Origin of the sequence: uncultured Massilia sp. (genome assembly GCF_913773735.1) — a bacterium.
Lineage (GTDB): Bacteria > Pseudomonadota > Gammaproteobacteria > Burkholderiales > Burkholderiaceae_D > Telluria.
In genome coordinates, this window is record NZ_CAJYEB010000035.1 from 245517 (window position 1) to 254370 (window position 8854).

Sequence of the window (8854 nt, forward strand, 5' to 3'; positions counted from 1 at the left end):
TGGTGCGAGGAGGGGGACTCGAACCCCCACACCATTGCTGGCGTCAGGACCTAAACCTGGTGCGTCTACCAATTTCGCCATCCTCGCTCAGGATGCTGCATATACCACAAAAACAAAGGGCGCCCGACAGTGAAACCGGCCGCCCTGCGCTGCGAGCTTGTTTAGGGGCTACAACTTCAACACGGTATTTTACTGGATTTTCTGACACGATTGGGCGATTTTTAATCCGTGCGCGCCGCCGGAACGCGGTTTATGGCCGCGTTTGCGCCGGCTCGGCCATTTTCTCGCGCAATTTCAAGGATTTAGGAAATAACCCGAAGACGTGCGGGGATATTCGGCGCCGGCGCCCAGGCCGTGCGGGAAGGCGGCAAATGGCCATGGACTTGCCGAAGCCATATAATCCCGGCATCTCGCTCAACACACCGACTCACGAGTCACTCGCCCAGGAAAGCACACGACACCGGATGGCCGTCGACCATTACGAAAACTTCCCCGTCGCCTCGGTCCTGCTGCCGCGCCGCCTGGTCCCGGCGGTCGAGGCGATCTACGCGTTCGCGCGCAGCGCCGACGACCTGGCCGACGAAGGCGACGCCGCGCCGGCCGAGCGCCTGGCCGCGCTGCGGGCCTACGAGGCGCAACTGGACGCCATCGCCGCCGGCCGCGCGCCCGCCGACCCGATGTTCGCGCGCCTGGCCGCCGTGCTGCGGCAGTACCGGCTGCCGCAGCAGCCGCTGCGCGACCTGCTCAGCGCGTTCCGCCAGGACGTCGTCACCACCCGCTATCCCGACTTTGCGTCGCTGCGCGACTACTGCCGGCGCTCGGCCAACCCGGTCGGCCGGCTGATGCTGGGCCTGTACGACGTCGGCGACGAGGCCAGCCTGCGCGAATCCGACGCCATCTGCACGGCGCTCCAGCTGATCAACTTCTGGCAGGACGTGGGGGTGGACATCGACAAGGGCCGCATCTACCTGCCGCAGGAAGACCTGGCGCGCTTCGGCGTGAGCGAGGACGCGGTCTTGCACGGCCGTACCGGCCCGGCATGGCGCGCGCTGATGGGCTTCGAGGTCGAGCGGGCGCGCGCCCTGATGCTGCAGGGCGCGCCGCTGGCGACCCGCCTCCCGGGGCGCGTCGGCTGGGAATTGCGGCTGGTCGTGCAGGGCGGCCTGCGCATCCTGGAAGCGATCGAGCGGGTACGCTACGACGTGTTCCGGCGCCGCCCCCAGCTCAAGCGCACCGACTGGATCGCGGTCGGCTGGCGCGCCATCCGCATGTGACGCAGGCGCGGCAAAACCGCCGGGCTGTCCCGCGAGGGGCGGCATCGGCTAAGATAGCGGCCTTGTGCCCGCGAAATTTGTAATTTTTTCTATGTCCCCCGACGAATACTGCCAGCAAAAGACCGTACAAAGCGGCTCGAGTTTCTACTACAGCTTCCTGTTCCTGCCGCCCGAGCGCCGGCGCGCGATCACGGCGCTGTACGCGTTCTGCCGGGAGGTCGACGACACCGTCGACGAGACCAGCGACGGCGCCGTCGCGCGCATCAAGCTGGCGTGGTGGCGCACCGAGCTGGCCGCCATGGTCAAGGGCGCGCCGACGCATCCGGTGACGCAGGCCCTGCTGCCGCACCTGCAGGCCTACGACCTCAAGGAGGCGCACCTGCAGGCCATCGTCGACGGCATGGAGATGGACCTGGACCAGTCGCGCTACCTCGACTATCCGGGCCTGCGCAAGTACTGCTGGCACGTGGCCGGCGTGGTCGGCATCCTGTCGGCCAGCATCTTCGGCGCCAGCGATCCGAAGACGCTGGAGTACGCGGAAAAGCTGGGCCTGGCCTTCCAGCTCACCAACATCATCCGCGACGTCGGCGAGGATGCGCGCAAGGGCCGGATCTACCTGCCCGTCAACGAGCTGCAGCAGTTCGGCGTGACCGCCGCCGACATCCTGAACGCGCGCCACGGCGAGAAGTTCGAGGCGCTGATGCGCTTCCAGGCCCGGCGCGCCCAGGCGACCTACGACGAAGCCTTCGCGCTGCTGCCGAAGGCCGACCGGCGCGCCCAGCGCCCGGGCCTGATGATGGCCGCGATCTACCGCACGCTGCTCGATGAGATCGAGCGCGACGGCTACCACGTGCTCACGCAAAAGATCTCGCTGACGCCGCTGCGCAAGCTGTGGCTGGCGTGGAAGACCTATGTCCGGAACTGAGGACGGCGCCGGCCGCCGCCGCGTCGCCGTCATCGGCGGCGGCTGGGCGGGCTGCGCCGCGGCGGTCGAACTGGCCGACGCCGGCTGCGCGGTGGTGCTGTACGAGGCCGCGCGCACGCTGGGCGGGCGCGCCCGCGCCGTGCAGCTCGACGGCCGCGCGCTGGACAACGGCCAGCACATCCTGCTGGGCGCCTACCGCGACACGCTGGCGCTGCTGCGCCGCGTCGGCGTCGACCCGCGCGCGGCCTTCCTGCGCCTGCCGCTGCAGATGCGCTACCCGCCCGCCAGCGGCTTGCTGGACTTCGTCGCGCCGCGCCTGCCGGCGCCGCTGCACATGCTCGCCGCCCTGCTGCGCGCGCGCGGCCTGGCGCGCGAGGACAAGCTGGCGCTGGCGCGCTTCACCACCAGCGCGCGCTGGATGGGCTGGCAGCTCCATCGCGATTGCAGCGTGAGCGAACTGCTGCAGCGCTTCGACCAGACGCCGCGCGTGCAGCGCCTGCTGTGGGCGCCGCTGTGCATCGCCGCCCTGAACACGCCGCCCGAGCGCGCCTCCGCCAAGGTCTTCCTGGCGGTGCTGCGCGACAGCCTGGGCGCGCGCCGCGCCGCCTCCGACATGCTGTTGCCGCGCCTGCCGCTCGACGCGCTGTTCCCCGACGCCGCGCGCGCCTGGCTGGAACGGCGCGGCGCGCACGTGGCGCTGGGCAGCCGGGTCCGGGACATCGCGCGCGTCGTCATGGAGGGCGGCATCGGCGGCGACATGGACCGCGCAGGCACGGACGGCGGCGGCGGCTGGTGCGTGACCGTCAACGGCGCCGACGCGCGCTTCGATGCCGTCGTGGTGGCCACCGCACCCTGGCAGGCCGCGGCGCTGGTGCGCGCACTGCCCGGCATGGCGCCGGTGGCGCAACAGCTCGACGCCTTCGCCTACGAACCCATTTCGACCGTCTACCTGCAGTACGCCGCCGGCACGCGCCTGCCGCTGCCGTTCTGCGCCCTGCTCGACGCGCCCGCCGAAGGCCTGTGGGGCCAGTTCGCCTTCGACCGCGGCCAGCTCGACGCCGGCCAGGACGGCCTGCTGGCCGTGGTCGTCAGCGCCGCCGGCGACGCCGCGGCGCTGCCCCGGGAGGCGCTGGCGGCGGCCGTCGCCGCCCAGCTGGCGGGCGTGTTCGGCATGCCCGCCCTGGCCGCGTCCGCCTGGAGCCGCGTCGTCACGGAAAAGCGCGCGACCTTCGCCTGCGCGCCCGGCCTGCAGCGCCCCGGCAATGCGACCGGCCTCGCCGGGCTGGCGCTGGCCGGCGACTACACGGCCGGCGCGTATCCGGCGACGCTGGAGTCCGCCGTGCGCAGCGGCGTCGCGGCGGCGCGCCAGGTCGCACGCCCGGGCGCGCCGGGAAGCCCCGCATGATGCCGCCGGCGCACTCCGGGCTGTCGCGCCCCAGGGCAGCCTGGCCCGCCAAATGCGCAGTCCGTCGCACGCCGGTGGCGTCCGGCGGATGCGCGCCGTACAGTGGCAGCATCGAACAACGTGTGTACGGAAATGCAAATGAACATGGCACTGGGCTTGCGCACCCTCGCACTGCTGGCCGTCGTGGCGCTGGCCACCGCCGCGCTGGTCCACCCGCGCCTGCTGCTCGGCCCGGACGCCGCCCCGCATCCGGCCCTGAACGCGCTGCCGTCGATCGGCAGGAACTGAGCGCGGGCGGACGCTGACCATGGGCAAACTGGACTACCTCGACGCGCTCAAGCGCGCCATGCTGGGCCTGGCGCCGGACGTCCAGGCCAGGACGCTGGCCTACTACGAACAACGCTTCGTCGACGGCGCCATCGCCGGCCGCAGCGAGGCGGACGTGGCGGCCGAGCTGGACGATCCGCGCAAGATCGCGATGACCTTGCGCGCCAGCGCGCACATGAACACGCTGGCCGAGCGCAAGCATCCGGCGCGCACGCTGCGCGTGCTGGTGTCCGCCGCCGGCCTGGCGATCTTCAACCTGTTCATGATCGTGCCGGCGATCGTCTACTCGGCGCTGCTGTTCGCGCTGTACGTGTGCGCGCTGTGCTTCTACCTGGCCGGCATCGCCACCACGGCCAGCGGCCTGGCCGGCGCCAACGAGCTCGTGCTCGACTGGCCGAGCCGCCTGGCGGCGCTGGACGAGGACGGCCATGGCGAGCGCCAGACCCGCATCGTCATCGGCGACCACGGCATCAACGTGCGCCAGGACCGTCCCCGCGGCGCGGCGCGCGCTGCCGCTGCGAGCGCGGGCGCCACCGCCGACGCGCATGCCGAGGGCGACGCCGCCGACGACGAACCGGCGCGCGACTCGCGCGTGCTGCGCGGCGCCGAGGCCGTGGCCGACAGCACGCTGCGCATCAGCACCGACATGGATGCCGAATCGCGCACCACGCAGACGCTGCTGGGCATCGCCATGGTGCTAGGCGGGATCGCGCTGTGCCTGGCCGCGCTGGTGGTGACGCGCTATACCTGGGTGGGCCTGAAGCGCTACCTGCAGATGAACCGTTCGCTGCTCAAGGGCAGCTGAGGAAGCCGCATGCGTTCCCTGTTGAAGATCGGCTTCGCCCTCCTGCTGATCGCGGTCCTGCTGATCGGCGTGTCCTACAGCATGCTGCGCGCCCAGGGCATCAGCGGCCCGTCCAGCCCCGGCAGCCGCCTGGTCGCCAGCGACAAGCGGCCGTTCTCCGGCGCCATCGCGGTGGACGCCAGCGGCCCGATCAACCTGACGCTGCGCCAGGGCCCGGTGCCGGCGCTGGAAGTGCGCGGCGAGCAGCGCCTGCTGGCCAACATCGATACCTCGGTCGACGGCGACACCCTGCACATCGGCCCCCGCGGCATCCTGCTGCGCCACCGCCAGCCGATCGAGGTCACGGTGACGATGCCGTCGCTGGAGCGCCTGAGCGTGAACGGCAGCGGAGAACAGGTCGTCAGCGGCTTCGCCGGCGAACGCATCGAACTGATGCTGGGCGGATCGGGACAGGTGCGCTTCAACGGCCGCTACCGCGAGATCCAGGCCACGATCCACGGCAGCGGCGCCATGGAAGTCACGGGCGGCAACAGCGACAAGGTGCAGGCCGAGATCCTCGGCTCGGGCCAGCTGACGCTGGTGGGCGCGGCGCGCGAACTGGACGCCACGACGCGCGGCTCCGGCGAACTCGACGCCCGCCACCTGCGCGCCGACGAGGCCCGCCTGGAGCACCAGGGCTCCGGCAGCAGCGCCCTGTACGCGCGCCGCACGGCGCACGTGGAGCTGGCGGGCAGCGGCGCCGTCACCGTCTACGGCAACCCGGACGAGCGCAGCGTGACGCGGCACGGCAGCGGCGGCGTGACCTTCCAGGATTGACGGCCGCGGGCGACGTTCGCGGCCCGGACGCTCGCCTCAACCGGCGCGCCCCATCCACGCCAGCGCGCCCTGCCCGGCCGCGCGCGCGCCGGCGAAGCACGCCGTCAGCAGGTAGCCCCCGGTCGGCGCCTCCCAGTCGACCATCTCGCCCGCCACGAACACCCCCGGCAGCGCCTTGACCATGCCGGCCGCGTCGAGCGCCTCGAAGCGCACCCCGCCCGCGCTGCTGATCGCCTCGTCGATCGGACGCGGGCGGCGCAGCACCAGCGGCAGCGCCTTGATGGCGCGCGCCAGCCGCACCGGATCGGCATGGGCTTCCTTCGACAGGCATTCGTGCAGCAGGCCGGACTTCACGCCCTTGATCCCGAGGCGGCTCTGCAGGTGGCTGGCCAGCGAACGGGGGCCGCGCGGGCGCGCCACCTCGTCCCGCACCCGGCCGGCGTCGTGGTCGGGCAGCAGGTCCAGGTGGACCATGGCCTGGCCGTCGCGCGCGATGCGCTCGCGGATCGGCGCCGCCAGCGCATACACCAGGCTGCCCTCGATGCCGGTCGCGGTGACCACGAACTGGCCCTTGCGCGACCACCTGCGGCCGTCGACGTCCTCCAGCGAGAGCGCCGCCGTCGCCAGCGGCGCGCCCGCGTGGCGCGCGGCGAAGTGCGCGCTCCAGTCGGCGTCGAAGCCGCAGTTGGCCGGCACCAGCGGGGCCACGTCGACGCCGCGCTGCGCCAGCAGCGGCGCCCAGGCGCCGTCCGAGCCGAGCCGCGCCCAGCTGGCGCCGCCCAGCGCCAGCACGGTCGCATCCGCGCGCTCGACGCGCTCGCCGTCCGGCGTCGCGAACACCAGGCCGCCGTCGCGCCAGCCCAGCCAGCGGTGGCGCATGTGCAAGCGCACGCCGGCCTCGCGCAGCCGGTGCAGCCAGGCGCGCAGCAGCGGCGCGGCCTTCATGTCGGTCGGGAACACGCGTCCGGACGTGCCGACGAAGGTCTCGATGCCGAGCGCGTGGATCCAGGCGCGCACCGCGTCCGGGCCGAACCCGGCCAGCCAGGCGCCCACCTCGGCGCGGCGCGCGCCGTAGCGGCCGACGAAATCGGCATAGGGCTCCGCATGCGTGATGTTCATGCCGCCCTTGCCGGCCAGCAGGAACTTGCGCCCCACGGAGGGCATCGCATCGTACAGGTCGACCGCGACGCCGCCCGCCGCCAGGACTTCGGCCGCCATCAGGCCGGCGGGTCCGCCGCCGACGACGATGGCGCGGCGGGTGGTATCAAGGGTCGAGGTCATGGCGTTGGCTGCGGTGGATGCGAAGGACGTGCATTGTAGTCGAGAAGGCCGCTCCTTTGCGATGTAAAGGGGCCTTGACATCGGCGCCGGTCCGTCCTACGATGTAAAGCATACTTTACATTCAACCCGGGAGGACGGCATGGAACAGCGTGGACGGCATGGTCAGCATGAGCGGCGGGTGGGCAAGGCCTATACGGTCGAACTGTGGACGGCGCTCGCCGTCTACGCGGTGCTGCTGGCGGCGTCGATCCGCTTCGGCCGGCCGCTGGAAGACGGCTGGCTGCGCACCGCGGTGCTGCTGGCGCCGATGCTCGGCTTCGCGCTGATGATCCGCGCCGTGGCGCGCCACGTGGCCCGCATCGACGAATACCAGCGCCGCCGCCTGCTCGAGTCGATCGGCCTGGCCTTCGCCATCTCCGCCGCGCTCACCTTCAGCTACGGCTTCCTGGAGACGGCCGGCTTCCCGCGCCTGTCGATGTTCACGGTCTGGATCGTCATGGCCGGCAGCCTCGCCCTCGTGACCCTGTTGCGCTGCCGCCCGGGCCGATGAGGAACCGGATCCGCGAACTGCGCGGCGCGCACGGCTGGAGCCAGGCCCACCTGGCCGAGCTGCTGGACGTGTCGCGCCAGACCGTCATCGCCATCGAGTCCGGCAGGTACGACCCGAGCCTGCCGCTCGCCTTCGCCATCGCACGCCTGTTCGGACAGGCCATCGAAACCATCTTTTTCCCCGACGAGGAGACCCCATGAACGTCCGCCGCATCACCACCGCCCTGCTGTGCGCCGCCGCCATCGGCGCCGCCGGCGCCGCCGTTGCCGCCCCCGCCGCGGACGCCCCCGCGCCGAACCGCTACGCCGCCGCCATCGCGCCGGCCGAGCGCTTCGAGATCGACGGCGTGCTGGTCGAGCGCCACGGCAGCCGCGGCCGCCCGCTGATCCTGGTGCCCGGCCTGGCCAGCGGCAGCTGGGTATGGCAGGACACGATCCGCGCCTTCGCCGCCGACCACGTGCTGTACGTGCTGACGCTGCCCGGCTTCGACGGCCGCCCGCCGGCCGGCCCGGCGCCGTTCGCCGGCGCCCGCGCCGCCATCGAGAAGCTGGTCGACCAGCGCCGCCTGGACAAGCCGGTGCTGGTCGGCCACAGCCTGGGCGGCATCCTGGGCTTCGCGCTGGCCGAGGAACGCCCGCAGGCGCTGGGCGGCCTGGTCAGCATCGATGGCCTGCCGGTGTTCCCCGGCACCGAGGACAGCACGCCGCAGCAGCGCGAACAGCAGGCGGCCGCGCTGCGCGCGCGCCTGGCCGGCGTCAGGCCGGAGCACTTCGCCCAGCAGCAGCAGGGCTATATGCGCACCATCGGCGTGCTCGACATGGACAAGGCCGACGCGCTCGCGCAGTTGACGGCGCGCAGCGACCCGGCTTCGGTCGGCCGCTACACGGCGGAAGTCCTGGCGCTCGACCTGCGCCCCGGCCTGAAGGACATCGCCGTGCCGGTGCTGGTGCTGGCGCCCTACTTCGACCTCGACAGCCAGCAGCAGAACGTCAGCCAGCTGGCCAAGACCGAGTACTACAGCGCCCTGGTCGAGGGTGTGCCGAACGTGCGCGTGGCGGCGATCGCGCCGGCGCGCCACTTCGCGATGTTCGACCAACCGGAGCAGGTCAACGCGGCGATCCGGGCCTTCCTGGGCGGCCTGTAGGCAGCGCGACGGGCGCCGGCTCGTCCGACGGCCGATTTTTCGTGACGCGACCGCCCGGTCGCGTTCTACATGGCGCTGTTCGCGTTAATTGTGTTTCCTGTCCACCCGCTTGCCGAACTGGACCGCTGCCCGCAAGAGCAGCGCCGGCGTCGTCAGCCGTTTGTCGTCCAGTATCCGCTGCCAGCCCGAGTAGTCGATCAGGTAACGGCTGGCCACGCCGCGAAAGCGCAGCAGCCAGGTCTTGAAACGGCTGTGCCAGCCGTTCACGTTCTGCAGGTGGATCGCGCCGCGCGTGCGGATGCCCGCCCGCAGGTTGACCGCCTCGTG

General features: G+C 72.1%; 10 protein-coding genes, 1 tRNA gene and 1 pseudogene. 9 read left to right on the top strand and 3 right to left on the bottom strand.

What is annotated here, in order from left to right:
• Positions 1 to 87: transfer RNA gene (locus QZ749_RS18440), tRNA-Leu, on the bottom strand.
• Between the two features lie 377 nt (positions 88 to 464).
• Here QZ749_RS18440 and hpnC point away from each other — a divergent pair.
• The 6 genes from hpnC to QZ749_RS18470 all read left to right on the top strand — a co-directional run bounded on the left by hpnC (position 465) and on the right by QZ749_RS18470 (position 5552).
• Entirely contained in the window at positions 465 to 1274 is an 810-nt protein-coding gene (gene hpnC / locus QZ749_RS18445; RefSeq protein WP_296949697.1) for a squalene synthase HpnC, read from the top strand.
• Positions 1275 to 1365: 91 nt separating this feature from the next.
• A complete protein-coding gene (gene hpnD / locus QZ749_RS18450; RefSeq protein WP_296949699.1) occupies positions 1366 to 2199 on the top strand; it encodes a presqualene diphosphate synthase HpnD in 834 nt (277 codons plus the stop codon).
• A complete protein-coding gene (gene hpnE, locus QZ749_RS18455) occupies positions 2186 to 3604 on the top strand; it encodes a hydroxysqualene dehydroxylase HpnE (RefSeq protein ID WP_296949701.1) in 1419 nt (472 codons plus the stop codon). The genes hpnD and hpnE overlap by 14 nt, the downstream gene beginning before the upstream one ends.
• Positions 3605 to 3742: 138 nt before the next feature.
• Complete coding sequence (locus tag QZ749_RS18460; RefSeq protein ID WP_296949703.1) at positions 3743 to 3892, top strand: hypothetical protein; 150 nt, start codon at positions 3743 to 3745, stop codon at positions 3890 to 3892.
• A 19-nt stretch (positions 3893 to 3911) separates the two neighbouring features.
• Entirely contained in the window at positions 3912 to 4736 is an 825-nt protein-coding gene (locus QZ749_RS18465) for a DUF1700 domain-containing protein (RefSeq protein ID WP_296949705.1), read from the top strand.
• A gap of 9 nt (positions 4737 to 4745) precedes the next feature.
• The gene (locus QZ749_RS18470; protein WP_296949707.1) at positions 4746 to 5552 is read left to right on the top strand and encodes a head GIN domain-containing protein; all 807 of its coding nucleotides are present in this window, start codon (positions 4746 to 4748) and stop codon (positions 5550 to 5552) included.
• Positions 5553 to 5588: 36 nt separating this feature from the next.
• Here QZ749_RS18470 and QZ749_RS18475 read toward each other — a convergent pair whose 3' ends face one another.
• Positions 5589 to 6833 (bottom strand): TIGR03862 family flavoprotein, encoded by a 1245-nt coding sequence (locus tag QZ749_RS18475; protein ID WP_296949709.1) that lies wholly within the window; start codon positions 6831 to 6833, stop codon positions 5589 to 5591.
• Between the two features lie 139 nt (positions 6834 to 6972).
• Here QZ749_RS18475 and QZ749_RS18480 point away from each other — a divergent pair, with 139 nt between their 5' ends.
• The 3 genes from QZ749_RS18480 to QZ749_RS18490 are packed head-to-tail and all read left to right on the top strand — an operon-like array spanning position 6973 to position 8527.
• Positions 6973 to 7383 (top strand): hypothetical protein, encoded by a 411-nt coding sequence (locus QZ749_RS18480; protein ID WP_296949712.1) that lies wholly within the window; start codon positions 6973 to 6975, stop codon positions 7381 to 7383.
• On the top strand, positions 7380 to 7583 hold the full coding sequence (locus QZ749_RS18485) for a helix-turn-helix transcriptional regulator (protein WP_296949713.1): 204 nt from the start codon (positions 7380 to 7382) through the stop codon (positions 7581 to 7583). The genes QZ749_RS18480 and QZ749_RS18485 overlap by 4 nt, the downstream gene beginning before the upstream one ends.
• Positions 7580 to 8527 (top strand): alpha/beta fold hydrolase, encoded by a 948-nt coding sequence (locus QZ749_RS18490; RefSeq protein WP_296949716.1) that lies wholly within the window; start codon positions 7580 to 7582, stop codon positions 8525 to 8527. The genes QZ749_RS18485 and QZ749_RS18490 overlap by 4 nt, the downstream gene beginning before the upstream one ends.
• Positions 8528 to 8611: 84 nt before the next feature.
• On the opposite strand, the pseudogene QZ749_RS18495 reads toward QZ749_RS18490, so the two are convergent.
• Positions 8612 to 8854: pseudogene (locus QZ749_RS18495) on the bottom strand (hypothetical protein); the annotation flags it as partial.

Coding starts and splice junctions, on each gene's coding strand:
- hpnC (WP_296949697.1), top strand. CDS start 465: ATGGCCGTCGACCATTACGAAAACTTCCCCGTCGCCTCGGTCCTGCTG.
- hpnD (WP_296949699.1), top strand. CDS start 1,366: ATGTCCCCCGACGAATACTGCCAGCAAAAGACCGTACAAAGCGGCTCG.
- hpnE (WP_296949701.1), top strand. CDS start 2,186: ATGTCCGGAACTGAGGACGGCGCCGGCCGCCGCCGCGTCGCCGTCATC.
- QZ749_RS18460 (WP_296949703.1), top strand. CDS start 3,743: ATGAACATGGCACTGGGCTTGCGCACCCTCGCACTGCTGGCCGTCGTG.
- QZ749_RS18465 (WP_296949705.1), top strand. CDS start 3,912: ATGGGCAAACTGGACTACCTCGACGCGCTCAAGCGCGCCATGCTGGGC.
- QZ749_RS18470 (WP_296949707.1), top strand. CDS start 4,746: ATGCGTTCCCTGTTGAAGATCGGCTTCGCCCTCCTGCTGATCGCGGTC.
- QZ749_RS18475 (WP_296949709.1), bottom strand. CDS start 6,833: ATGACCTCGACCCTTGATACCACCCGCCGCGCCATCGTCGTCGGCGGC.
- QZ749_RS18480 (WP_296949712.1), top strand. CDS start 6,973: ATGGAACAGCGTGGACGGCATGGTCAGCATGAGCGGCGGGTGGGCAAG.
- QZ749_RS18485 (WP_296949713.1), top strand. CDS start 7,380: ATGAGGAACCGGATCCGCGAACTGCGCGGCGCGCACGGCTGGAGCCAG.
- QZ749_RS18490 (WP_296949716.1), top strand. CDS start 7,580: ATGAACGTCCGCCGCATCACCACCGCCCTGCTGTGCGCCGCCGCCATC.